The following is a 25,403-nucleotide window of genomic DNA, read 5'->3' on the forward strand; positions in this document are numbered from 1 at the left end:
ATTTAAATGACATTCATGTTGATGTGGGGATTTATTGCTATTTTATTATTGGCGGTTGTATTTTTATTTTGGTTTCAATTTAAAACGAAGTCAGAAGCAACGTATGATGCTCAGGTATTACAAGTTGAAGAAAAAGTTTTGCATTTGGAATTACATTTAAAAAAAGGCTTAGAAATTATGCAAGATATGGCCAAAAAAATGCATGTGCAACAAGAAGTTTTAGATAAAACCATTGCGAATGTTGCTGCTTTGGAAAAACAGAATGCTGAGTTAGTTAGTGTTTTAGAAATGATGATTAAAACAGGGAATAAGAATTCTTGATATTAATTTACTTATTAATCGAATAATTTGAATATAAAAGAGATTAAGTTATCACCAAAATGTTAGAAAAGAGCATAGTGATGAATTGGACATCTATCGAAGAAGCCGAAATGCTAGAGACTATTAATGAATCTTATTGTCGAATGACTCTAGAGCAGCGAAGGCTTTGGGAAGCAATAAAACTATATCCCCAAAAGTGGAGTCAAGAACCGTATGGTGATATTGGTCATGGTTTTTGGGTGGTCGCTATTATTGGTAATACAGTTATCTGGTTTAATGATGTTGAAGATGGTTTTAATCGTTCATCTTTTACTGAGTTTGGGAAAATAAATGAGTATTACTGCAATCAAGATGACCTTGAGTGTCAAATACAAAATGTATTAAACCAAATTCGAGATGGGTATGATGCTGCGGGCTATCTTGGTGGACCTAAATCTTTGATTAGCTAAGTTTATGAGCTGTTTTTTCCAAAATAATCATTGAACGTATTTAAATATAAGTCTTATTTATTTTCTTTGGCTCGTCTTTTTGTGAATTGGTCGCACAGCTATTGGGCAGTTCTTTGGACAGCGAACTTGGGTTTTTGAACCTAATCAATAATGGTAATTTATTGAAAGTAATGATTAATTAAATAAAAACTGTTTGTTTTTTATTGGGTGGAATAAGCAGTTTTTATGCAAATTCTCAGGTGCATCATGTAAATCTTCATGCTACACTACGCTGAATCGGGCATTCACCCGATTTTTTTATGTGGTTGCTTTTTATGTGGATGCCTCCACGTTGAACAGATTTTAGGTTTGGAACATGACCATTTCACAGACATGGTTGCTCCCTGACGGGGTAGCAGATGTATTGCCCGAACAAGCGCAAGTCGTTGAAACATTGCGCCGAGAAGCTTTAGATTTCCTCGCCGTTCGAGGTTATCAGTTGGTTTATACGCCATTTATTGAATACATCGAATCGTTGTCTTCACTTTCAGAATCCAATCAAGATTTAGATTTAGTTACTTTCAAAGTGATTGATCAACTATCTGGTCGTTTGCTTGGTGTTCGTGCGGATATGACACCACAAGTTGCACGTATTGATGCTCATGTTCGACCAATTGAAGGTGTAGCTCGTTATTGTTATGCGGGCACAGTATTACATACTAAACCTCAGAACTTTAATTCAACTCGTGCGCCCTTACAGTTGGGTGCTGAGTTATATGGTCATGACAGCATTGAAGCTGATGTTGAAATGATTGATGTGATGTTGGCCCTACTTAAACATACGGGTCGTTTAGAGGGTGTTCATCTAGATTTGGGACACGTTGGTTTATTCCGTAGTTTAGTAAAACGTGCTGGATTAAATAAAAATACTGAAAGTGAACTCTCTGATTTATATCAGCGTAAAGCATTACCTGAGCTTGAAGAATTTACTAAAGATTTAGCTATGGGCGCTGATTTTTATGCATTAGGTCGTTATGCAAGTGATCTAGATGCGTTAGAAAGTCACTTAAGCCAAGATATTCTAAAGGATGAAGATTTTAAAAATGCTTTTGATGCATTGAAATCAACATTCGCACAAATTCAATCACGCTGGCCGAATTTAAACATTGGCATTGATGTCATCGAATTACGTAGCTACCACTATCATACTGGTCTGATGTATGCCATTTATGCACCAAACCGTGCGGCACCACTTGCACAAGGTGGTCGATATGATGGTATCGGTGAACATTTTGGACGCGCGCGTCCAGCGACAGGATTTAGTTGTGATTTATATGCTTTAGGTGCAACACAGTTTGTAGATATTGAGACTGTTGTTGCTCCAAAAGGTAATGATCAAGATTTATTGAATGCAATTGTAGCTGCTCGTAGTCAAGGTTTACGTGTGGTGCAATTGTTAGGTAATGATGATTTAAGCTCTGTCCCATATGCGACCCATCAAATGGTGTCTCAAAATGGACAGTGGGTTATTGAAAAAATTTAATCGCTAAGTTGTTTGAAAACTTAGTTTCCAATTTTAACAGCATGATGTAATGAGGCTATTATGGGCAAAAATGTTGTGGTACTTGGTACCCAATGGGGCGACGAAGGAAAAGGTAAAATCGTCGACCTGCTCACAGATCAAGCGGCTGCGGTAGTTCGCTATCAAGGTGGACACAACGCAGGTCATACTCTTGTGGTCGGTGGTAAGAAGACTGTCTTACACCTCATTCCATCAGGTATTTTACGTGAAAACGTATTGTGCTTAATTGGCAATGGTGTAGTGCTTTCTCCTGAAGCATTAATCAAAGAAATGGCGATTTTGGAAGAGGAAGGCGTACCTGTTAAAGAACGTTTGCGTATTTCTCCAAACTGTCCATTGATTTTGCCAAACCATATTGCGCTTGACCAAGCACGTGAAAAAAAACGTGGTAATGCCAAAATTGGTACAACAGGTCGTGGTATTGGTCCAGCTTATGAAGATAAAGTTGCTCGTCGTGCGGTCCGCGTAGCTGATTTGATTCGTGGTGGTGCATTGCTTGAAGAAAAACTTCAGGAAATGCTTGAGCTTCATAACTTCCAACTTTCTCAATTCTATGGCGTTGAAGAAGTGAAGTTTGAAGACGTTCTTGCGCTTTGTAATGAATGGCGTGAAGTGCTTGCACCACTCGTGATTGATGTAACTAAAGTGTTACATGATTACCGTAAAGAAGGTAAGGCAATCATGTTCGAAGGCGCACAAGGTTCATTACTTGACATCGATCACGGTACTTATCCTTACGTAACAAGTTCAAATACAACTGCTGGTGGCGTAAGCTCTGGTTCTGGTATGGGACCATTACATTTAGACTATGTACTCGGTATTACCAAAGCATATACGACACGCGTAGGCGCAGGCCCATTCCCAACAGAATTGCATTATGATGCTTCGACGGATACAGGTGATGCGATTGGTCGTCATTTAGGCACAGTAGGTCATGAATTTGGTGCTTCTACTGGTCGTCAACGTCGTTGTGGTTGGTTTGATGCTGAAATCTTACGTCGTTCAGTTGAAGTGAACTCTTTATCGGGTATTTGCTTAACTAAGCTCGATGTATTAGATGGTTTAGAAGAAATCAAAATCTGTGTAGGTTATGAAGATGTAGATTCAGGCTGTGCAGGTTCTTCTGACGCGATTTCATTTGAAAGCTTAAAGCCGATCTATGAAACAATGCCTGGTTGGAGCGAGTCAACAGTAGGTTTAACTCAAGTTGATCAACTTCCTGCGAATGCTTTGGCATATGTTAAACGTCTTGAGCAGTTGATTGAATGTCCAATTGATATTATTTCAACTGGTCCTGATCGTGCAGAAACAATTGTATTACGTCATCCATTTTCAGCATAAGCTGATGTGATGATTGAAAAGCTCCCATATGGGGGCTTTTTATTTTTATAGATTTATATATTTAAAATCTCTAGCTGATAATTAGATTTTTATTGCGATCTTTGTTATTTCACAGACTGAAAAATTCTCGTTATATTTGTTTTACGTTCAAACAAAGAGGGTTTAATCATGACGAAAAAAACGATTCGCTACAATGGATATGAGCTAGCATGCCGATGTTAATTCATGTTTCAGTAATGGAAATGGCACAAACCAATTCTGATCACGTGGGGGAAAGAATTGGTTTGATTATTTTAAATAAAATAAAAACAACCTATTAAAATTTGATCGAAAATTTATAATAAATCTAAGAGAGCCAGATGGTTCTCTTTTTTATTTATAAACCAGTTGATCCGTTAAGGTAACCTATACCAAGTAGAGTGTGAACTATTTTAGTATTCCTAAAAGTGACTTGATAGTTCACAGGGTTATAAGTAGTGCCTTCGCAAGATAAAGTTGCTATACCGCAAGCAGCATAATAGTAAATAGGGGTGTTAGGAAAGTTAATATAAACACTATTTACTTTATTATTGAGAATGTAAATTGATGTTGATCCTATCACAAGGTTTTCCAGAGGGCCTTTATTATAACTTGTATAAATAGAAACATTATTGTGATTAGTGAAAATAAGCTGTTCATATTGAGTTGGTAAAGAAGAGGAGGTTGACTCTGATACACTTGATGGCGTAAGTGTCCAATGGAGCTCATGAGGTTGACTCGTTGGTAATTGAACTTTACTAGGTGCTTCAGCTAGAAACCCTTCAACAGAGCCTGCAAGCGTAATGGTATTGATCTGACCATCTGCCCAAGATGATTTAGTTAACAATTGATTATTAAAATCAAGCTTAGCTTGGCCTGTTTTCATATTGATTGAATTTATAATGTTAGCGCACGGATTGTTATTTTGTGAGCATTGAAATTCTTTTTTTAAAGATATGCTCTGACCACTTTTTTCAAATTCCTTTAATTTGACTGAGTTTGGCGTGGCATTAATTAACGTATCATAATCCGCTTCTAAGCGATAAAACGTATTTGCATCCATGTCAAAATCAAACTCTAATCGATAGCTTGTTTTGAATTGATCATTTTCTTTGTTAAAGATTTGAGTATAGCGATAGACAGGAGTATCTACATTTGTTGATTGAGCAGAAGGTAGAGATGTATTTAAGAACTTTAAATCAGTTTTAACTTCACTCATTACTTTAGATGAGGTGTAACTACTATCCGAACTTGTAGAGCTGCCACCACAGGCAGATAACAATGAAATCGTAGTGAGGAGACCCAGAAAAGTTATACATTTATTGGGGTTATGCATTTGAATTCTTCCAATTGAAATATTTTAATAAATTATCTGTGTTTGATTATTGATAATTTTCCCAACAGTATTATATAGAATGTTATGTCTAGATGAGCAACTATTTATGATTCTTCATTAATTTCCTTCACCGCATTATATACAGCAGCAGGTTCGATATTGAGCAGTTTCTTGCCAAAACTTCTGAGCCACCATACCAATTGTGAGGTGAAGGGAACTGTCGCAGATACCTCAACAATATTCTCTTCGATAGAGATAATCGTCTGGTCTTTACTTAATTGACTTTCATAGAAGCTTTGGGCCGTATTTTCAGTCATGGTAAGCTTCAACAAAATTTGTTCTGTTGGCTTACTATAATCAACTCTAAAACCAAGTGCACCAGAGTCAATATAACCATCGATATCGAAATTAACGGGGTGTAAAGCACGATTATCAAGTACCGTGGCTGCTTTAAAACGGTGCAAGGCAAAGGTTTGTACTTCAGTTTTGTCATTTCGAGTACAAATTAAATAAATTACAGCACCTTTTTGAACCAAAGCAAGCGGATTGAGGATATAGGTTTTATCTTCACCTTGATTGGTTCTAGCACGATAAACACATTCAATTTGTTTGTCTTGTAATAAGCCTTCATAAATGGCTTGTTGAGCTTGTTTATCGACAACAGGAGGGATGAGAGGTTGGTTAGCAGGTACAATCCGAACACGGTTAATCCACTGTCTTACATTATTCTGAGTTGAAAGACTTCGTTTAGCGAGGTCAAACCAAGGTGTCATTTCTTCTAGCAAGCTTGGTGGAAGTAAATGTCTTAGGTGTTCTTCAACCATCATAAAAGTGACTGCTTGGGAGCTAGTCATATGAGGCAAACTTTGAATCGGTGCATCTGAGCGCCAACGCCAGCCTTGGGGTACGGTTTTATTACTTTCAATCGGAAAGCGTTGCGCGATTTGATTTAAATCACGTTGAATGGTACGTAGACTGATCTCAATACCTTCACGTTCTAATATTTCTTGTAATTCACGTGTACCCATCCATTTTCCAGTTGATAGGCGTGATAGGATTTGCCATTGGCGATATAAGCTGTTCGATGTTTCTTTTTCTTGTGTGGAAGACATAAGCGTAATACGTAATTAAGTGGTCTAAAGCAGACACAATAAAAAATCTATCTCTATTTATCAAGTCCATCACATTTAGATTACGCTTTTACGACTGAAAAGCATTGGGATTTGCTCGAATATCTTAAGTCTGATTAAAAAATAAACGAGTTATTAGTGGCACTGAAATTGCTTATTTGATTTATGTATAAATGATGAGACGAGGTTTCTATGTCAGAACAAGAACACAACCTAAATATCACTTCAGAATATTACACCGCAGATCAAACAGCGGCGGTTTCATTGCAGTCGTCTACATTTATCCAGCAGCTTCAAGCAAAGGTAAATCTATTTGAACAACTAAAATCCCAATTCTTTAATGAAATGTTAGATGATCATAGCTTTAATGGTGAGGCATCTAAGAAGATTGAACAATGGTTGAGTCTGCGTAGTTTGGATGAATTGAATCATTTAGAGTCACAAGCAAAACAGCATTTCTTGTATCAGGGCATTACATTTAATGTGTATGGCGAAGAAGAGGGATTAGAGCGAACGATCCCTTTTGATCTGATCCCTCGAGTGATAGAAAAAAAGCAATGGGAAAAAATAGCTGCCGGTTGTACACAACGAGTAAAAGCACTCAATTATTTTTTAGATGATATTTATCATGGGCAACACATTCTCAAAGAGGGCTTAATTCCAGAGCATCAAGTCATGACACATGAAGCATTTCAGCCTCATATGCTAAAGCATCATTTAAAAGGGAAAATTTATTCGCAGATTAGTGGTATTGATATTATTCGAGATGGCAATGGTGAATTTTATGTACTGGAGGATAATTTAAGAACACCTTCTGGTGTTTCTTATATGCTTGAGAGTCGAAAGATTAGTCAAAAGTTAATGCCTGATTTATGTACGAGTAATAATTTACAAAGCATTGAACAGTATCCAACTTTACTTCGAGCGATTCTTGAGGAGAATGCGTATGTCGATAATCCATTGATTGTAGTGCTGACACCAGGTCGGTTTAATAGTGCTTACTATGAACATGCATTTTTAGCTAGAGAAATGGATGTTCCCCTTGTTACGAGTCGTGATCTTTTTGTAGATGATGATAAAGTTTTTGTCAAAACGATTCGTGGTCGTCAGCAAGTGGATGTGATTTACCGTCGTTTAGATGATGATTTCTTAGATCCTTTAATCTTTAGACCTGATAGTACATTGGGTGTTGCAGGACTAATGTCTGCTTATCTTCAAAACAATGTTGTAATTGCAAATGCGCCAGGAACTGGTGTGGCTGATGACAAGTCAATTTATCCTTATGTGGATCAGATGATTCAATTCTATTTGGGTGAAGCACCGATTTTAAATAATGTGCCAACCTATCAATGTAGAGATGTTGATCAATTAGATTATGTATTAAGTAATTTAGAAAAGTTAGTTGTTAAAGAGGCTCAAGGCTCTGGTGGCTATGGGATGTTAATAGGCCCGCAATCAGATCAACATCAAATCGAATGCTTTAGACAAAAGCTCATGGCAAACCCACATTTGTATATAGCACAACCCACTTTGGCATTATCAGTTGCACCAACACTTACAGATCAAGGTGTGGCTGAAAGACATATCGATTTGCGTCCATTTATATTAAGTTCACCATATCGTACAGAGATTGTTCCTGGTGGTTTGACTCGTGTTGCGATGCAAGCTGGATCTTTAGTTGTCAATTCATCTCAAGGCGGAGGGATCAAAGATACTTGGGTTGTAGAAACATTACGTTCTTAAAATCATTCTTAAATCGTGAGGGATTTTTATAAAACTATTGTGATTTTAGAAATGAATTTAAGGAGAAATTGGATGATTTTACTTCGCTCTAGTGCACAACATGTATATTGGTTAGGTCGTTATTTATATAGAATACAATATGTTACTAATCAGTTACCCTTTACGGATGACCGGCAGGCTGCGGATTTTGCATACGCTCTTTGTTTGCAGATAGATAGTGCCGATAACTTAAATCAATTTATGTTAGACAAACAACAGCCATTTTCGCTGTTAAATCAGTTAGAGATTGCTCGTGACAATATTCATGAACTAAGAGGATTATTGAGCGCACAGGCTTACGCTGAGCTGAATTTCTTGATCAAAAATGTGGAAGCAAATGCTTTAGATATTCAACGCATAGTGAATAGATGTTGTGAGCTTTTAACAGCAGAGCAAGAGGATATTTCTTTATTTTTTAGAATAGGTCAATGTATAGAGCAGATAGATACTTATTTTAGGTTTTATCAAAATATTCATAAGGTTATGGATGTAACAGAATTAACGATTCATCAGTTGTTTGATTTAGGCTGGGATGAATTACAACCTAGTTGGGAGATTTTTAAATCTGAACCTTATATTAACCAGTTTTATGCATTTACTTATCGGTTGGAGAATCAATTTGAGGTGTATGCATGAAACTTATGGTGAATCATCAAACACATTATCGTTATACGCAGACTGCACGTAATAGCGTGCAGTCGATAAAAATGATGCCTCAAAGTTCTCAACATCAAACCGTTGAAACTTGGCATATTAGTGTGCCAGGAGAGTCAAACTGTAAAAGAGATGCATTTAATAATCTTTGGATGACAGCAACACAAAGGCATGATTATCGCTATTTAACGATTATGGCGCAGGGAGTTATTGATTTACATGAGACTGAGTTAGGCCATTTTGAAAGTCATAATTCTCCGATGTTGTTTTTACAGCGCACGACGATGTCTTGTTATGATTCAATGATGCTAGACTTTGCGAAATCTATTGTTCTACGTTTAAATCGTCAGCATTTGATTGATTTGTCAGAAGCAATCCTAGAACGTATGCCTTATCAACCGCAAAGTACGTCAGTGACAACGTCCGCCATAGATGCATTTTATGCGGGACAAGGAGTATGTCAAGATCATGCACATGTCTTTGTCGCTATGTGCCGTGCTTTGCAGATACCTGCACGATATGTTTCTGGTTATTTGTATGATCAAAACCAACCGCACCTTGCCAGTCACGCATGGGCGGAAGCATTTGTAGAGAATCAGTGGTATTGTTTCGATATTAGTAATCAGATATTTGCTCCACAAAATCATATTTATGTTGCAATCGGACGTGATTATCTCGATGTCGCACCTGTTCGTGGTGTGCGTGAGCAAGGAGGAGTTGAAAGCATGATGTCTAGTGTTCAGGTTTTGGCGTGTTAAGTGTAAAGAGAAAAAGATGACCTATTGTTGTGCATTGAGATTAGAACAGGGTTTGGTGTTGATTAGTGATACGCGCACCAATGCAGGGGTCGATCATATTTCTGTATTTCGTAAATTGCATACTTTTGGTGTGGTTGGTGAACGTTTTATCGCAATTCAAACAGCAGGGAATTTGGCAACAACGCAAGCTGTGATTAGTCATTTGCAAAACGCGCTGAATTTTAATCACGAGCCAAACTTGTACAGTGCAAATAATATGTTTGAAGTGGCGGAACTGGTTGGCAAAACATTAAAAACTGTATTGGAAGATATTACTTCGAATACTCAAGAACAGATGAATTATTCTGGAAGTATTTTGGTGGCTGGTCAAATTAAAGGGGAGGAAATGCAATTATATAATGTTTATCCTCAAGGAAACTTTATTTCGGCCACTACAGATACTCCTTATTTTCAAATTGGTGAAAGTAAGTACGGTAAGCCCATTCTTGATCGTGCTTTACATTATGATATGCCTTTGGATGATGCTTTACGTTGTACATTAATTTCTTTTGATTCAACTTTACGCTCCAATGTTTCTGTTGGCTTACCTTTAGACGCTTTGGTTTATTATAAAGATAGTTTTATTATTCCTAAAGGAAAGAGAATCGGGGAAGAAGATCCTTATTTTACCCAAATAAGTAAACAATGGTCTGAAACGTTAAGGCGCGGGTTACAAGAATTACCGAAACCGACTGAAGATTATTGGGTTTAATCAAAAACTTGGGCATAATCAAGTTGAACCTATAAGAGTTATAAGAATGCTTTTTCAATTTTGTTATGCCAGTAAAGCTTTATCAGATCCACAGAGCCTATTGTCTGATTTGAGAGATATTTTAAATGAAGCACATCATTTTAATTATTTAAATCATATTTACGGTGTGCTTTATTTCGCGGATGGTTATTTTTTCCAATGCTTGGAAGGGGATCAAACCACCATTATGCAATTATTTGAAAAAATTAAAAAAGATAGGCGGCATGAACAAGTTTATGCATTTCCTGCACGAAATGTGGAGCAGGGGCTATTCCAAGATTGGTCTATGAAGTTTGTACGGAAAAATAGCGCTATTTCGATTTTCTTTCAACAACTTGGACAGGAAAGTTTTAATCCTTATCTTTTAAATAAGGATTCAATTTGTGCATTTATTCCCTTGTTGGCTGAAATTGAAATGGATCAAGTAAGTTAACTAAGTTCAAAACAGTTTTGAACTTAGCATTATCTTTTTAGTTAAGTCTGCGTTGAGGTCGTTGGCTCAGCCTACAGAGTAGTTCATAGCCAATGGTTCCATTTGCCTCTGCAACGTCATCGACCAGTCGAGTATTACCCCAAAGCTCGACTTTAGTTCCGATTTCTGCATTTAAATTACTGATATCAATCGCAATCATATCCATGCTTACACGTCCTATGACGGGTATAAGTTGATCATAAATTGCCACAAAGTTAGGTTTTATATATGCACGAGGATAGCCATCTCCATAGCCGATCGAAACGATAGCGATCGTCATATCTTGTGTAGCGACATAGGTTGAACCATAACCAACATATTCACCTTGCTGAATTTGATTTAGGGCAATGATTTCTGCGCTGAAGGTCATAACTGGCTTTAGATCAAGGGCTTCAACATTCTTGTCTGCAAACGGTGATGCGCCGTAGAGCATGATTCCTGGCCGTACAAAATCGAAATGCAATTCTGGATATCTATAAATGGCAGCAGAATTACAACATGAAGCAAGAATAGGTTCACATGCTTGTTTCACTTGTAAAAACTGCATTTTTTGTTGTTCATTTAGTGGATGATCCGTATCAGCATTGGCAAAATGCATTGTTAAAACGCAGTTAAAACCTTCTGCTTTTAAACGTTGGATCACAGTAATGATTTCAGAAACTTTGAAACCTAAACGATTCATCCCACTATTAAGTTTTACCCAAACTTTTAAATCCAAAGCTTGATATTGATCTTTATGAGCAAGCAGCCATTCAAGTTGTTGAGCATGATGAACGACACATTCTAGTTTCTGTTCAATAACATGAATCATCTCATCTGCTGAAAATACACCTTCAATTAGGGTGATTGGCTGTAAATATCCAAGCCGCCTGATTTCTAGGGCTTCTTCTAAACAGGCGACACCAAAAGCATCCGTGGCCGCTAAGGCTGTTAAACAGTCTTTAATTCCATGTCCGTAGGCATTGGCTTTGACCATACTGACAATTTTTGAATTTGGTGCAAGTTGTTTAACACGGTTTAAATTATATTGCAGTGCTGTACTATCAATATAAACTGTTGCTTGGCGCACCCTGATTTCTCCTTTGGGACGACTCGGATAATATAAAAAGCAATTTTAATCAATAATATAGGAATTATTCTTCATCATCATATTGAGCGTAGAACTCAGGTGAGAGATTACTAAAACGAGTGTATTGACCTTCAAAGGCAAGGCGAACACTACCGATCGGACCATTACGCTGTTTACCAATAATGATTTCGGCTGTACCTGCTTCTTTTGATTCTTTGTTATAGACTTCATCACGATAAATGAACATGATTAAGTCAGCATCCTGTTCGATAGCACCGGATTCACGTAAGTCAGACATTACAGGACGTTTGTTTGGTCGGTTCTCCAAACTACGGTTAAGCTGTGAAAGTGCAATCACTGGACAGTTCATTTCTTTGGCTAAGGCTTTTAAGCTACGAGAGATTTCTGAAATCTCGCCAACACGGTTATCACCCATACCAGGGACTTTCATCAATTGTAAGTAATCGACCATAATACAACCGATTTTGCCATCATGCATTTTGGCAATTCGTCGTGCACGGGCACGAAGTTCTGTTGGAGGTAGAGCAGAAGAATCATCAATATATAGGTGCATCTCTTGCAGCTGCAAAATCGTACCTGTAACCTTGGTCCACTCATCGGCATCAAGATTACCTGAGCGCAAATGTCCCTGATGAACTTTACCCATTGCAGAAATCAAACGCATGGCGATAGAGTCTGCTGGCATTTCCATAGAAAACACTAACGCTGGTAATCTGTTGTATTGCAATACACTTTCAACCAAATTCATGGCAAAAGTGGTTTTTCCCATAGATGGACGAGCCGCAACAATAATCAAGTCACCGGCTTGCATCCCTGAGGTTTTATTATCAAGTTCCACAAACCCTGTAGTTAAACCTGTAATGTTTCCATCAAGTTTTGATAATTCATCTAATTTAGTGATGACATCCGCGGTAACTGAACTAATCGATTTGGGGCCCGAATCTTTCTTATTATTATTGTGTTGTTCTGCTAAAGAGAAAATTTGAGTTTCTGCTAAATCTAGAATTTCACTGACAGGTCGACCTTTGGTGTCATACGCATTTTGTAAAATATCACTGCTGACTTTGATCATGGTACGTAGTGTTGAGAACTCTTTGATTTTATTGGCATAAGTTTCAAGATTATAGAAGCTTGAAGGTGAGTCAGCCATCAATTGCATCAAGTATTCTTCACCACCAATTGCATCTAACAGGTTTTGTTTGAGTAACCAGTCATTGACCAAAACGGCATCATACGGTGAGTTTTCCTGTGCCAGTTTTTCGATGGCGCGATAAATATATTTATGACGTGTCGCATAAAAATCATTTTCTTTGAGTAGATCACTTACTTGTTCAAAAGACTCAGCAACTGTCATCAGCGCAGCAAGAACTGCTTGTTCAATCGCAAGATTGTGGGGAGGGGTACGAAACTCCTTTAGCTGACCTGAGTCACTCACTTTACTCTCTGTGTTTGGAGAATTTTTTGTAAAATTGGCATTCGCCTGTGACATAACAAGACCTAATAAAAAAGATGAAACATAACCGAGTGACTATCTTAATCCAAATGGAGGTCAACGCGACAATTTAATTCATTGAAAATTGTGTAAGTGGTGAAAAAGTGTGGGTGAGTTCAGAGCCGATTGGCTGCCCCCCATTGGCACATCATATCTAATAGAGGAATCAAGGATAGTCCTCGTTCTGATAAGCAATATTCAACTTTAGGGGGGATTTGTGGATATTCCTTACGAATAATCAGTTGATCTTTTTCCATTTCTTTCAAGGTTAGACTTAAGGTTTTGAATGAAATATTACGAATTGAGCGTTTTAACTCATTGAATCGCATAATAGATTTATGTTGATAAAGCCAATATATAATAATCATTTTGTACTTACCATTGATTAAGGAAAGCGTATATCCAAAATCAGTTTGTCCTAAGTCAATATGTGGTGGTGCGCAGGTTTCCATTGTTATCTTCTGACACTAACTTTTGGTTTAGTATATAACCATAATGACCGTACTTATATAATTTGTAGCATGCTTTTATAATTAATTTCATACTTGTTAGTGAAAGACTTAAATGTCTGTTGTGATGGTTTGAAATGAAGAAAACACTCGTGATTGTTGCTCATCCAGATATTGAAAACTCTGTCATAAATAAACGATGGATTGAGGAGTTAAGTCAATATTCAGATGAATTTACTGTGCATCAACTTTATCAACAGTATCCTGATGGGCATATTGATGTGGCAAAAGAACAAGCATTGGTTGAATCACACCAAAATTTGGTTCTTCAGTTTCCGATTTATTGGTTTAACTGTCCGCCATTATTGAAACAGTGGCTTGATGATGTACTGACTTATGGTTGGGCCTATGGTTCAGCAGGAAATCAGTTAAAAGATAAGAAAATAACGCTAGCAGTTTCTGCTGGCATTAAAGAAAAAGATTATGCAGCAGATGGTCGCTATCAATTTTCTCTAAAAGAGTTGTGTTTACCTTTTGAATTAACTGCGCGATATGTAAAAGCCGATTATCAACCAATGTATGTTTTTTATGGAATGGATACAAATCCTGAAGAAGGAGAGACTCAACCTACGAGGAATGAAATCAATCAGAGTGCGGTGGATTATGTGAAATATTTATTGCAGATAGGTTAGCTGTATGTTCAATAAATAGGATAATTTACAAATCAGCAGACATAAAAAAAGAGCATGTAAAACATGCTCTTTTTCTTTGCAGAAATTACTCAGATACGATAGTAACGAGAACTTCAGCAACAACATCATGATGCAATTGGATTGCGATGTTGAATTCACCAGTGTGACGAAGCGCACCATTTGGTAAACGAACTTCTGCACGGTCAACAACAAGACCAGCGTTCGTTAAAGCGTCAGCAATATCACGAGTACCGATAGAACCGAACAATTTACCTTCATCACCAGCTTTAGCTGTGATTACGATATTTACTTCGTTCAATTGTTCAGCACGTGCATTTGCAGCAGCTAAAATATCAGCTTCTTGTTTTTCAAGTTCAGCACGACGAGCTTCAAAAGCAGCAGTGTTTGCTTCAGTTGCAGCTACAGCTTTACCTTGAGGGATCAAGAAGTTACGACCGTAACCAGCTTTAACTGATACTTTGTCGCCTAATTTACCAAGGTTCTTAATGCGTTGTAATAAGATAACGTCCACAGCTCACCTCACTTACTTATGGTTGTCAGTGTACGGAATCAAAGACAAATAGCGAGCTTGTTTAATAGCTAACGCTAATTGACGTTGATAACGAGCTTTAGTACCTGTAATACGGCTAGGAACAATCTTGCCGTTTTCAGTGATGTACTGTTTTAAAGTGTCGATATCTTTGTAGTCGATGTACGCAACATTCTCAGCTGTAAAGCGGCAGAACTTGCGACGACGGTAAAAACGTGCCATTGATGTTCTCCTTATTCAGCTTCTTGTACTGCTTGTTGTGCTTCTTCACGTTGAGCTTTACGCGCACGTTTTTCTTCAGCACTCTTAGCAAGTAAAGATTCTTCAGTAATTGCGTGTTCACGACGGATGATGATGTTACGAATAATTGCGTCGTTATAACGGAACAATTCTTCTAATTCATCAAGAGTCGTTTGACCACATTCAACATTCATAAGAATGTAGTGTGCTTTGTGAATCTTGTTAATCGGGTAAGCCAATTGGCGGCGGCCCCAATCTTCTAAACGGTGAATTTGACCTTCAGCTTCTTTGATCTGAGAGATATAGCGTTCAACCATACCTACAACTTGATCGCTTTGGTCTGGATGTACCAAAAGTACGATTTCGTAGTGACGCATTGTCAGCTCCTTACGGTTTAAACAGCCCCTAATGTATAAATTAGAAGCAAGGAGTCATAACTAAAAAGTTATGTCGCAAATTGCGAAGCGTGAATTTTAGGTGGTTTTCAATCAAATAACAAGGAAAACTTCGAAGAAATGCAAGATGTTTGCGATGAGAAAAAGATAGAGAGGTTCTCTATCTTTTTTAAAAAATTGGAAAGAGTGGTGCAGGGGTTTTAAAGGTAAAGCTAAAACTTAAACTAATTACTGTAATTAAAATCACAGAGAATAAGAAAAAGCGCTTTGCCCAAAGCTGATCATTTTCTGCTTTAAATCCTAAGATACCAATATAAAGCCAGTAAACACAAAGTACATTACAGATCACCAAAAACAAAATATTGGTGTATCCATAAATAAACAATGCGTTCATCGCCAATGTAAATAAAACCACATAGATCAGTGATTCAATTTTGGTTCGTATGATTGAACGAGCGACTGGTAAAATTGGAACTCCTGCATTTTTGTAATCATCAAAACGATAGATGGCAATTGCCCATGAATGTGGCATTTGCCATAAAGCGTATGCAACAAAGAGCAATAAAGCCGCCATATCAAATTGATGACTCACAGCCGTATAACCTATGACAGGTGGACTCGCTCCAGAAATACTACCAATAACGGTTTGATGGATTGTGGTGCGTTTTGTCCACAAACTATAAAAACCGACATAAACCACAAAACCAATTACAGCAAATAAAAAAGCATACGCGTTGATAAAGAACCAAAGGATGCTGAACCCCATTACACCTAACACAAGGGCATAACACATTGCGACAGTAGGGGAAATGGTTTTCTTGACAAGCGCACGATTCATAGTACGTTGCATTTTTTGATCGATGTCTTGGTCAATTACATTATTTACAACACATCCTGATGCAACGACGAGCGTTGTTCCGATAAGTGTAAGTAATAATAAGAGGTAGTCAATAGAGCCTTGGGCGGCTAAAAAGAAGCCGCCCAAGGTGGTAATAAAATTACCGAAGAGAATTCCTGGCTTAGTCAGGAATAAGTACTTTTTCCACATGACAATCAGTTTAGATCATCATGTTGTAGTGTAGGTAATTCATAATCCACACAGAGCCAACTAAAAGTACGGCAATACATAAAATCGTGTAGATAAATGCAATAAGATTCCAACGCTGATCAGATGATGTATTCATGTGTAGGAAGTACACAAGCTGTACAAGTACCTGAGCAACTGCAGTAATTGCAATGACAGTAACTAAAATGCCACGACTAAAACCACCTGCCATCACCATCCCAAAAGGGATGATGGTAAGAATGACAGAAAGAATAAAGCCTACTGTGTATTGTTTTACATTACCGTGCGATGCACCTGCAGCATTATGGTCATGACTACTCATTAGAGAACTCCCAGTAAGTAAACGACGCTGAATACACAGATCCAAACGATGTCAAGGAAGTGCCAGAACAAGCTTAAGCAAGCAAGACGACGTGTATTCGGTAGTGTCAAACCGTTCTGTTTGATTTGATACATCAAAACAGCCATCCACACTAGACCAGAAGTTACGTGGATACCGTGCGTACCAACCAAAGTAAAGAACGCAGATAAGAACGCACTCTTCGTTGGTCCATAACCTTCATGAACAAGGTGATGGAACTCATAGATTTCCATCCCAATGAACGTTGCACCAAAAATAAAAGTAACGATTAACCATAAAAGAACTTGGTTAACATTCTTTTTGTATGATGCAAGTACTGCAAAACCAAATGTCACAGAGGAAATTAGGAGTGCAAAGGTTTCAGCTAAAACGAATCCCAAAGAATCATGGAATAAGTCGTAAGCACTAGGTGTACCCGGTGGAATATGACTGCTTAATACAGCAAATGCGATGAAGAGTGATCCGAAAAGGATCAAGTCACTCATCAAATATGTCCAGAAACCAAAGACCGTTAAGTCTGTATCATCATGTTCGTGATGACCGTCGTGTCCGTGGTTATCGTGATGAAGTACTTCAGCCATATCCTTAGTCCTTCTTCAAGTGTTTTTCAAGTAACGCATAGCGTTCATTTTCAATACGTTCAACTTCAGCAGCTGGAACATAGTAGTCAACATTCTTAGTGAATGAGCTTACGATGAAGCTGATGATCGCAGCAACGAAAGAAACCGCTACAAGCCACCAAATATGCCAGATGAGCGCGAAACCAAGAATGGTAATGAACATCGCAATGACGAAACCAGCAGCACGATTTGTCGGCATGTGGATATCTTCATACTTTGTATTGCGAGCGTAGGCAACACCATTTTCTTTGTCAGTCCAGAAGCGATCAATACCATCAGCAGCAGGAACATGCGCAAAGTTATAGAACGGAGCAGGAGAAGATGTTGCCCATTCAAGCGTACGGCCATCCCATGGGTCACCTGTGTAGTCCATATTGTCCTTACGTTGTAAGAAGCCAACGATGATTTGCATTAAGAAACATGCAATACCGATTGCAATAAGAACAGCACCAAATAACGCGATCGCTAAGTACGGATCCCATTCAGGGTTGTCATATGTATTCAAACGACGAGTCATACCCATGAAACCAAGGATATAAAGCGGCATGAATGCAAAATAGAAACCAATGAACCAGAACCAGAACGCAGCTTTACCCCATGCTTCATTGAGCTTCCAACCAAACATTTTCGGCCAGTAGAAAATGATGCCGGCAAACATACCAAACACCACACCACCGATAATTACGTTATGGAAGTGAGCAATCAAGAAGAGTGAGTTATGTACTAGGAAGTCCGCAGGTGGAACAGCCATAAGTACACCAGTCAAACCACCGATACCGAATGTTACAAGGAAGCCAAGCGTCCATAACATTGGAGTCGTATAGGTAATGCGACCTTTGTACATGGTGAACAACCAAGAGAAGATTTTTACACCAGTCGGAATCGCAATAACCATGGTCATGATACCGAAGAACGCATTTACGTTCGCACCAGCACCCATGGTAAAGAAGTGGTGAAGCCATACAACGAATGCAAGTACAGTAATTGCGATTGTTGCATACACCATTGATTTGTAACCGAACAACGTCTTGCGAGAGAAGGTTGAAACGATTTCTGAGTATAGACCAAATGCTGGTAATACCAAGATATATACTTCAGGGTGGCCCCATGTCCAAATCAAGTTCACATAAAGCATTGGACTACCGCCAAGCTCATTTGTGAAGAAATGGAAACCGAAATAACGGTCTAACGTTAACATCGCAAGTGTACCTGTTAAAACAGGGAACGATGCAATGATCAAGACAGCCGTACAAAGTGAAGTCCAAGTGAAGATTGGCATGTCCATAAGTTTCATGCCAGGCGCACGCATTTTGATGATGGTAACGAAGAAGTTAACACCTGTTAAAAGCGTACCTAGACCAGAAACCTGTAGTGCCCAAATATAGTAATCTACACCAACACCAGGAGAATATTCGATTCCTGACAGAGGAGGATATGCCATCCAACCTGTTGCAGCGAACTCACCTAGTGCGAGAGAAACCATCATGAGACCCGCAGCACCGGCAAATAACCAGAAGCTAAGTGAGTTCAATAATGGGAATGCAACGTCACGCGCACCAATTTGCAATGGCACCGAGATGTTCATCATACCTACGACTAGACCCATTGCTACGAAGAAGATCATGATTACACCGTGTGCGGTGAAAATCTGGTCGTAGTGTTCAGGGTGTAAATAGCCTTCGCCGCCACCTTTCGCAAGGAAAAGTTGCAAACGCATCATGATCGCATCTGCGAAACCACGCAAAAGCATGATGACAGAAACGATGATATACATGATACCAATTTTTTTATGGTCTACTGATGTGAACCATTCGTTCCACAGGTAGCCCCATTTTTTGAAATAAGTAATACCACCAACAAGAGCGATACCACCTAGAATCATCATTGCAACAGTAACCAACACGATTGGATCGTGCGGAATTGCATCAAGTCCTAACTTTCCAAACATGTCTTATTCCTCTGCAGAAGCTGTGGCATGTTCATCATTAGTATGAGTCGCTTCAGTTGCATGCTCAGTTGACGCTGAGTGGTCTGCACCATGATAGTTGCTCATATAATGATTGATAACAGATTCGAACAATTTAGGCTCAACTGAAGAATAATAAGTCACAGCATGTGGCTCAGTTGGATAAGGCTTCATTTCTTCAGCCGCTTTCTTTTCTTCTGGAGTCTTTGCTCTTGCTACAAGTGCGTCGATCTGATGTTTAGAACGATTGCCATCTTTAAGCGTTGCTAATTCAGCTTGATCAAGCGTACCTTTTTGAATAGCTGTAGTGCCATTTTCGTCAACTACAACGGTATTACCTTGACCCGATTTAACAGCTTCTACCCATTGTGCAAATTCAGCATCAGTTACACTATGTGCTTTAAAGCGCATTTGAGAGAAACCGTAGCCTGAATAGTTTGCTGAGATACCACGGAATACACCAGGTTCATCTGCCAATAGATGGAGGTGAGTTTGCATACCTGCCATGGCATAGATTTGACCACCTAACTGTGGAATGAAGAATGAATTCATTGTGAAGTTAGATGTAATCTTAAAGCTTACAGGCGTTTGTTCTGGGAAGCGTACTTCATTTACCGTTGCAATGTTTTGCTCAGGATAGATAAAGATCCATTTAAACTGTTCAGCAATAACTTGAATCGTTAATGGAGCTTTATCAGACTCTAACGGACGGTAAGGGTCGTACTTGTGGGAACCCCACCAAGTTAACCAAGCTAAAATACCAATAATAATGACAGGAATACCCCAAACAACAATTTCAATTGCTGTAGAGTGTGCCCATGTAGGTTTATAGTCTGCATCTTTATTCGACGCGCGATATTTCCAACCAAACCACAATGCCATAACAATTGATGGAATAACCACCAATAGCATGAGATAGATCGCAGTCATCATTAGGCTACTTTGACCTTGACCAACTGGACCTTTATTGTTTAGAAGTACCATATCACCACCGCACCCGGTTAAGAGCACAGCAAGCGTTGATAAAGACAATACAGCTAAAATCGTTTGTCTCATTTTACAACCTCGGTGAAGAGTCCCATTCCCTAATTAAATTATGGGATAGCGATTAAAGTGTCGCATGAATGATAAGAATTTTTTGTGAAATGCTTAGCAATCATGCGACACCGCTACGTTGTTGGGCATTATGCCTCATATTGAAAAACTAAGCTACTGATAAAGTGGTCTGAAATGCTTGTTTTAAAACCCGATTTATTTTGTAAGGATTGTTATTTGGCTATATGCTTTTTCTATAAATATCAGCTTAATATAAAGAAAAGAGGAATAAATCCTCTTTTCTTTATCGATTTGTAATTATTGCTTAATCACTTTGGTTTTTGCGAACTTATCGTGCAAAGTTTGTCGGTTTGAGCTGATTGCAAATGCATAATCAATGATGGTAATGATTGGAACTAGCAGCAAATTTAGGATAATAAAAACAACACTACGAAGCCAAAAAGCACGAATGAGGCTAACTTGATTATTATTTTCTACATCCACAATTTTGATACGAGTTAATTTTTTGCCGATACTCTGACCAGATTTAGCAATGAAATATGCTTGAACCATGAGCATAACGACTATGTAAATCATCATGCTTTGCCATGCTTCAGGAGGGATAAGCTGAAAGATTTGTTGTTGTAATTCAGCCGCTTTGGCAGAAGCAAATTCAGCCGCCTGCATTTGTTTTTGAATATCAGCAAGCTGTCCGTGCTGTTCTTCAGTAAAATAAAATGATGGAATTATTGCAATTGGAAGCCACAACATAAAGTCAATTGCTTTAGCAAAAGCTCGTGAGCCAATTGATGCAAGCTCGACAGTTTTTGTTTCCTCTGCTGAGGTTTTTGCTTGGTATTGTTGTGTAGCAGATACAGTCTCGGTAGGCTGTGGTGATGGAAATGGAGTTGATGTATGACCGATTGGTTCATACACAAGTTTTCCTTGGGTTAACTCACCGAGCGTTTTCCATTCACTCATACCTTCATGCCAAGCAAGATCAGTAAGTAGAACTTGTTGGCTTGCAAGCATTTGATTGACTTGTTCTAGTGTGTATGGACCAGCTTGTTGATTATTACGTGCCAAGTAAATTTGCATATGTTCTAAATCTCTATCACAAATGATGAAAAAAGACCCCACCTAGGGGGTCTTTTAAAATAATAGTTAAGCTTGCTTGATTTTTTCTTCAGCCAAGAAGAACCAAGTATCTAGAACTGAGTCAGGGTTAAGTGACACAGACTCAATACCTTGTTCCATGAGCCATTTTGCAAGATCAGGGTGATCAGAAGGGCCTTGACCACAGATACCTACATATTTTCCTGCTTTACGACAAGCATGAATTGCCATCGATAACAAAGCTTTCACAGCAGGATCACGTTCGTCAAATAAGTGAGAAACGATACCAGAATCGCGGTCTAAACCAAGTGTAAGCTGTGTTAAATCGTTTGAACCAATTGAGAAGCCATCGAAGTGTTCAAGGAATTGTTCTGCCAATAACGCATTGGTTGGCAACTCACACATCATGATCACTTTTAAGCCGTTCTCACCACGTTTTAAACCGTTTTGAGCAAGGAGTTCGATAACACGTTTTGCTTCAGAAACGGTACGAACAAAAGGGATCATAATTTGAACGTTGGTTAAGCCCATTTCATCACGAACTTTTTTCAACGCACGGCATTCAAGTTCAAAACAGTCACGGAAATTGTCAGATACGTAACGGCTTGCACCACGGAAACCCAACATTGGGTTTTCTTCTTCTGGTTCGTATAATTTACCACCAATTAAATTGGCATATTCATTCGATTTGAAGTCAGACATACGAACAATCACAGGCTTTTCTGCAAATGCCGCAGCGAGAGTTGAAATACCTTCAACTAACTTTTCTACATAAAATTCGATAGGAGATGAATAGCCAGCAGTGCGTGTCATAACCGCTGCACGTGTTTCACGAGGAAGGCTCTCGATGTTTAACAATGCTTTCGGGTGTACACCAATCATACGGTTAATAATGAACTCAAGACGTGCAAGTCCGATCCCTTCATTTGGAATTTGAGCAAAGTCAAATGCACGGTCAGGGTTACCCACGTTCATCATAATTTTGAACGGTAATGATGGCATAGAGTGAATTGAATTGCGTTGCACTTCAAAGTCTAACGAACCTTCATAAATAAAACCTGTATCTCCTTCAGCACAAGATACAGTCACCTCTTGTCCGTCAGTGAGTACTTCTGTTGCGTTGCCACAACCGACAATCGCAGGCACACCAAGCTCACGTGCAATAATTGCTGCGTGGCATGTACGACCACCACGGTTAGTCACAATGGCTGCTGCACGTTTCATTACTGGTTCCCAATCTGGGTCAGTCATGTCCGACACAAGTACGTCACCGTCTTGTACCTTATCCATTTCTTTGATTGAGGTTACAACACGTACTTTACCCGAACCAATACGTTGTCCAATTGAACGACCTTCACAAACTACTGTACCACGTTGTTTTAATAGGTAACGTTCCATTGTGCCCACATTCTGACGGCTTTTTACAGTCTCAGGACGTGCTTGAACGATATAGATTTGACCATCATCACCATCTTTTGCCCATTCGATGTCCATTGGAGCACCGTAATGTTGTTCGATGATTAAGGCTTGTTTTGCAAGCTCGTGTAATTCATGATCATTTAATGCAAATTGTTGGCGCTCAGGTTTTTCAACATCGACAACAACAACTGATTTACCAGCAGAACCTTCTTCACCGTAAATCATTTTCTGGTGTTTTGAACCAAGATTACGGCGTAGAACAGAGTGCTTACCAGCATTTAAAAGCGGTTTTGATAAATAGAATTCGTCAGGGTTTACTGCACCTTGTACAACCATTTCACCCAAACCGTAAGATGCGGTAATGAATACCACATCACGGAAACCTGATTCTGTATCAAGTGTGAACATAACACCCGCAGCGCCAGTTTCAGAACGAACCATACGTTGGACGCCAGCAGAAAGGGCTACAACACTATGTTCAAAACCTTGGTGTACACGATAAGCGATTGCACGGTCATTGTATAAAGAAGCAAAAACCTCTTTAATTGCAATCAGAATATTATCAATACCGCGAATGTTTAAGAAAGTTTCTTGTTGGCCTGCAAAAGACGCGTCAGGTAAATCTTCTGCGGTTGCAGAAGAACGTACAGCAACAGCGATGTCTGGATTACCGTTTGAAAGTGCTGTAAATGCTTCACGAATTTCTTGTTCTAATGTTTCTGTAAGTGGTGTATCAACAATCCATTTGCGGATTTTTGCACCTGTTTCAGCAAGCGCGATAACATCATCAACATTAAGTTGTGCAAGTTCAGCCTGAATTCGAGCATTTAAGCCGCTTTGATCCAAGAACTCACGATAGGCAGCTGCAGTTGTAGCAAAACCACCAGGTACCGATACACCAGCATTGGATAAATGGCTGATCATTTCACCCAAAGATGAGTTTTTCCCACCTACGAGTTCGACATCGTGTTTTCCTAATTTTTCCAGACCGATTACGCGCGCTTCCAAAGTATTTACTCCACTTTTTTTGCAGTATGAATGACCATCATTGGTATGAAATTATACGAATGTGCTTAGATTTAGCGTTTTACTAAGCGACAGTCATGTTAGATGAGTTTACTATAAAGATTATAGAGCACTAAGACAAATGTTTAAGGAGAATTTTGATGCCCGAAAGTAAACAAATTAAACGGAGCGTATTTTTTATTTCAGATGGCACCGCGATTACTGCAGAAACCCTTGGACATTCACTACTTGCACAATTTCCAAATGTCGATTTTGATATTCATATTATGCCGTATATCACGACTGAAGAAGCTGCAATGAATGTTGCTGTGGAGATCAACGCTTGTCAAAGTCGTGATGGTTCATTACCTCTGGTTTTTGATACTTTGGTTGATCCTCATGTTCGTGAAATTATTAATACTGCCAAAGCCGTAAATTTGGATGTTTTTGAAGGGCTAATTAGCAAGCTTGAACAGGAGTTAGGTACACCACCAACAACATTGGTTGGACAAACGCATGCGGTAACAGATTCAGAGTATTATAAAGCACGCATTGATGCAGTACATTTCGCATTAGACAATGATGATGGGGCGCGTACACGCCATTATGACAAAGCAGATATTATTTTAATTGGTGTTTCTCGTTCAGGAAAAACGCCAACATCAATTTATCTATCATTACAATTTGGGATACGAGTAGCAAACTATCCACTCACTGAAGAGGATTTGGATGACAACCGCTTGCCGAAAATTCTAAGAGAACACAAGAATAAGTTGTTTGGACTGATGATTGATGCGGAGCGTTTAGTGGCCATCCGCAATGAACGGAAAGCGAATAGTCGCTATGCAAGTTTTAGCCAGTGTCAAATGGAGTTACGTGCGATAGAAGGGATTTATATTTCTGAAGGGATCAAATATTTAAATGTTACTGAGATGTCAATTGAAGAGATCTCTACACGAGTTTTACAGATGACAGGTCTGAAACGTCGTATTGGTTAGTTGATTATGGCTACTGACTGATCTAAAGGAAGTAGCCTTTTATATTTTTTTTGTTGTGATTTATGCAGTTAAATTTGAAATAGATAGCGAATTAAAATTAAATAATTGATGTTGAATAACAAAACCCAGTTAACATAAAATACGCTTTGCTATGTAAGTTTATGCACATTTGTGTTAAAATATTGTGATACAAATCTCACTTTTGCTATTGGTGGTATATGGTTTTTGTTGCAACTGAGCATCTTTAAGTAAAGAATCCTGTTTAGATGCAAAACCAGTAAAGTTACTTAAGAAGCA

General features: G+C 38.6%; 26 protein-coding genes. 11 read left to right on the top strand and 15 right to left on the bottom strand.

Annotation, left to right across the window (positions count from 1 at the left end; genetic code table 11):
- Positions 1–6: 6 nt before the first annotated feature.
- The 4 genes from F927_RS05295 to F927_RS05310 all read left to right on the top strand — a co-directional run bounded on the left by F927_RS05295 (position 7) and on the right by F927_RS05310 (position 3,672).
- Positions 7–321 (top strand): hypothetical protein, encoded by a 315-nt coding sequence (locus F927_RS05295; protein ID WP_005082064.1) that lies wholly within the window; start codon positions 7–9, stop codon positions 319–321.
- An 80-nt stretch (positions 322–401) separates the two neighbouring features.
- Entirely contained in the window at positions 402–770 is a 369-nt protein-coding gene (locus F927_RS05300; protein WP_005082067.1) for a hypothetical protein, read from the top strand.
- A gap of 355 nt (positions 771–1,125) precedes the next feature.
- On the top strand, positions 1,126–2,292 hold the full coding sequence (locus F927_RS05305; protein ID WP_005082069.1) for an ATP phosphoribosyltransferase regulatory subunit: 1,167 nt from the start codon (positions 1,126–1,128) through the stop codon (positions 2,290–2,292).
- A 60-nt stretch (positions 2,293–2,352) separates the two neighbouring features.
- Positions 2,353–3,672: an adenylosuccinate synthase gene (locus tag F927_RS05310; RefSeq protein WP_005082071.1), complete on the top strand. Its 1,320-nt coding sequence runs from the start codon at positions 2,353–2,355 to the stop codon at positions 3,670–3,672.
- A 376-nt stretch (positions 3,673–4,048) separates the two neighbouring features.
- Here the strand turns inward: F927_RS05310 and F927_RS05315 are convergent, their stop codons facing one another.
- Positions 4,049–5,026 carry a hypothetical protein gene (locus F927_RS05315; protein WP_005082076.1) on the bottom strand — a complete coding sequence of 326 codons (978 nt, stop codon included), beginning with the start codon at positions 5,024–5,026 and terminating at the stop codon, positions 4,049–4,051.
- A 104-nt stretch (positions 5,027–5,130) separates the two neighbouring features.
- A complete protein-coding gene (locus F927_RS17280) occupies positions 5,131–6,138 on the bottom strand; it encodes a helix-turn-helix transcriptional regulator (protein ID WP_005082078.1) in 1,008 nt (335 codons plus the stop codon).
- 210 nt (positions 6,139–6,348) lie between these two features.
- On the opposite strand from F927_RS17280, the gene F927_RS05325 reads away from it, so the two are divergent.
- The 5 genes from F927_RS05325 to F927_RS05345 all read left to right on the top strand — a co-directional run bounded on the left by F927_RS05325 (position 6,349) and on the right by F927_RS05345 (position 10,573).
- Complete coding sequence (locus tag F927_RS05325; RefSeq protein WP_005082080.1) at positions 6,349–7,899, top strand: circularly permuted type 2 ATP-grasp protein; 1,551 nt, start codon at positions 6,349–6,351, stop codon at positions 7,897–7,899.
- 72 nt (positions 7,900–7,971) lie between these two features.
- Positions 7,972–8,574 (top strand): alpha-E domain-containing protein, encoded by a 603-nt coding sequence (locus tag F927_RS05330; protein ID WP_005082082.1) that lies wholly within the window; start codon positions 7,972–7,974, stop codon positions 8,572–8,574.
- Complete coding sequence (locus F927_RS05335; protein ID WP_005082084.1) at positions 8,571–9,350, top strand: transglutaminase family protein; 780 nt, start codon at positions 8,571–8,573, stop codon at positions 9,348–9,350. Before F927_RS05330 ends, F927_RS05335 begins: the two co-directional genes overlap by 4 nt.
- A 16-nt stretch (positions 9,351–9,366) precedes the next feature.
- The gene (locus tag F927_RS05340) at positions 9,367–10,101 is read left to right on the top strand and encodes a proteasome-type protease (RefSeq protein ID WP_004638533.1); all 735 of its coding nucleotides are present in this window, start codon (positions 9,367–9,369) and stop codon (positions 10,099–10,101) included.
- A 46-nt stretch (positions 10,102–10,147) separates the two neighbouring features.
- On the top strand, positions 10,148–10,573 hold the full coding sequence (locus F927_RS05345; RefSeq protein WP_005082086.1) for a BLUF domain-containing protein: 426 nt from the start codon (positions 10,148–10,150) through the stop codon (positions 10,571–10,573).
- 37 nt (positions 10,574–10,610) lie between these two features.
- Here F927_RS05345 and alr read toward each other — a convergent pair whose 3' ends face one another.
- The 3 genes from alr to F927_RS05360 all read right to left on the bottom strand — a co-directional run bounded on the left by alr (position 10,611) and on the right by F927_RS05360 (position 13,646).
- Positions 10,611–11,681: an alanine racemase gene (gene alr / locus F927_RS05350; protein WP_005082089.1), complete on the bottom strand. Its 1,071-nt coding sequence runs from the start codon at positions 11,679–11,681 to the stop codon at positions 10,611–10,613.
- A 64-nt stretch (positions 11,682–11,745) separates the two neighbouring features.
- Complete coding sequence (dnaB, locus tag F927_RS05355; RefSeq protein ID WP_004638536.1) at positions 11,746–13,191, bottom strand: replicative DNA helicase; 1,446 nt, start codon at positions 13,189–13,191, stop codon at positions 11,746–11,748.
- A gap of 119 nt (positions 13,192–13,310) precedes the next feature.
- Positions 13,311–13,646, bottom strand: coding sequence for a winged helix-turn-helix transcriptional regulator (locus F927_RS05360; RefSeq protein WP_005082092.1), 336 nt, complete (start codon positions 13,644–13,646; stop codon positions 13,311–13,313).
- A gap of 134 nt (positions 13,647–13,780) precedes the next feature.
- On the opposite strand from F927_RS05360, the gene F927_RS05365 reads away from it, so the two are divergent.
- The gene (locus tag F927_RS05365; RefSeq protein ID WP_004682496.1) at positions 13,781–14,335 is read left to right on the top strand and encodes an NAD(P)H-dependent oxidoreductase; all 555 of its coding nucleotides are present in this window, start codon (positions 13,781–13,783) and stop codon (positions 14,333–14,335) included.
- A gap of 85 nt (positions 14,336–14,420) precedes the next feature.
- Here F927_RS05365 and rplI read toward each other — a convergent pair whose 3' ends face one another.
- The 10 genes from rplI to ppsA all read right to left on the bottom strand — a co-directional run bounded on the left by rplI (position 14,421) and on the right by ppsA (position 24,111).
- The gene (gene rplI / locus F927_RS05370) at positions 14,421–14,867 is read right to left on the bottom strand and encodes a 50S ribosomal protein L9 (protein ID WP_004638539.1); all 447 of its coding nucleotides are present in this window, start codon (positions 14,865–14,867) and stop codon (positions 14,421–14,423) included.
- A 12-nt stretch (positions 14,868–14,879) separates the two neighbouring features.
- Positions 14,880–15,107 carry a 30S ribosomal protein S18 gene (gene rpsR / locus F927_RS05375; RefSeq protein WP_000090661.1) on the bottom strand — a complete coding sequence of 76 codons (228 nt, stop codon included), beginning with the start codon at positions 15,105–15,107 and terminating at the stop codon, positions 14,880–14,882.
- Positions 15,108–15,118: 11 nt separating this feature from the next.
- Entirely contained in the window at positions 15,119–15,502 is a 384-nt protein-coding gene (gene rpsF / locus F927_RS05380) for a 30S ribosomal protein S6 (protein WP_004638540.1), read from the bottom strand.
- A 187-nt stretch (positions 15,503–15,689) separates the two neighbouring features.
- On the bottom strand, positions 15,690–16,568 hold the full coding sequence (gene cyoE / locus F927_RS05385) for a heme o synthase (RefSeq protein ID WP_004638541.1): 879 nt from the start codon (positions 16,566–16,568) through the stop codon (positions 15,690–15,692).
- A gap of 10 nt (positions 16,569–16,578) precedes the next feature.
- Positions 16,579–16,908 carry a cytochrome o ubiquinol oxidase subunit IV gene (locus F927_RS05390; RefSeq protein WP_004638542.1) on the bottom strand — a complete coding sequence of 110 codons (330 nt, stop codon included), beginning with the start codon at positions 16,906–16,908 and terminating at the stop codon, positions 16,579–16,581.
- Complete coding sequence (gene cyoC / locus F927_RS05395; protein ID WP_004638543.1) at positions 16,908–17,528, bottom strand: cytochrome o ubiquinol oxidase subunit III; 621 nt, start codon at positions 17,526–17,528, stop codon at positions 16,908–16,910. Before cyoC ends, F927_RS05390 begins: the two co-directional genes overlap by 1 nt.
- A 4-nt stretch (positions 17,529–17,532) precedes the next feature.
- Positions 17,533–19,515, bottom strand: coding sequence for a cytochrome o ubiquinol oxidase subunit I (gene cyoB, locus F927_RS05400; protein WP_004638544.1), 1,983 nt, complete (start codon positions 19,513–19,515; stop codon positions 17,533–17,535).
- 3 nt (positions 19,516–19,518) lie between these two features.
- Positions 19,519–20,589: a ubiquinol oxidase subunit II gene (cyoA, locus tag F927_RS05405; protein ID WP_004638545.1), complete on the bottom strand. Its 1,071-nt coding sequence runs from the start codon at positions 20,587–20,589 to the stop codon at positions 19,519–19,521.
- A gap of 297 nt (positions 20,590–20,886) precedes the next feature.
- On the bottom strand, positions 20,887–21,666 hold the full coding sequence (locus F927_RS05410) for an RDD family protein (protein WP_005082095.1): 780 nt from the start codon (positions 21,664–21,666) through the stop codon (positions 20,887–20,889).
- A gap of 66 nt (positions 21,667–21,732) precedes the next feature.
- Entirely contained in the window at positions 21,733–24,111 is a 2,379-nt protein-coding gene (gene ppsA, locus F927_RS05415) for a phosphoenolpyruvate synthase (protein WP_004638548.1), read from the bottom strand.
- Positions 24,112–24,269: 158 nt separating this feature from the next.
- On the opposite strand from ppsA, the gene ppsR reads away from it, so the two are divergent.
- The gene (ppsR, locus tag F927_RS05420) at positions 24,270–25,106 is read left to right on the top strand and encodes a posphoenolpyruvate synthetase regulatory kinase/phosphorylase PpsR (RefSeq protein WP_004638549.1); all 837 of its coding nucleotides are present in this window, start codon (positions 24,270–24,272) and stop codon (positions 25,104–25,106) included.
- The last annotated feature ends 297 nt before the right edge of the window (positions 25,107–25,403 follow it).

It is taken from the genome of Acinetobacter haemolyticus CIP 64.3 = MTCC 9819, assembly GCF_000369065.1.
GTDB classification, from domain to species: Bacteria; Pseudomonadota; Gammaproteobacteria; order Pseudomonadales; family Moraxellaceae; genus Acinetobacter; species Acinetobacter haemolyticus.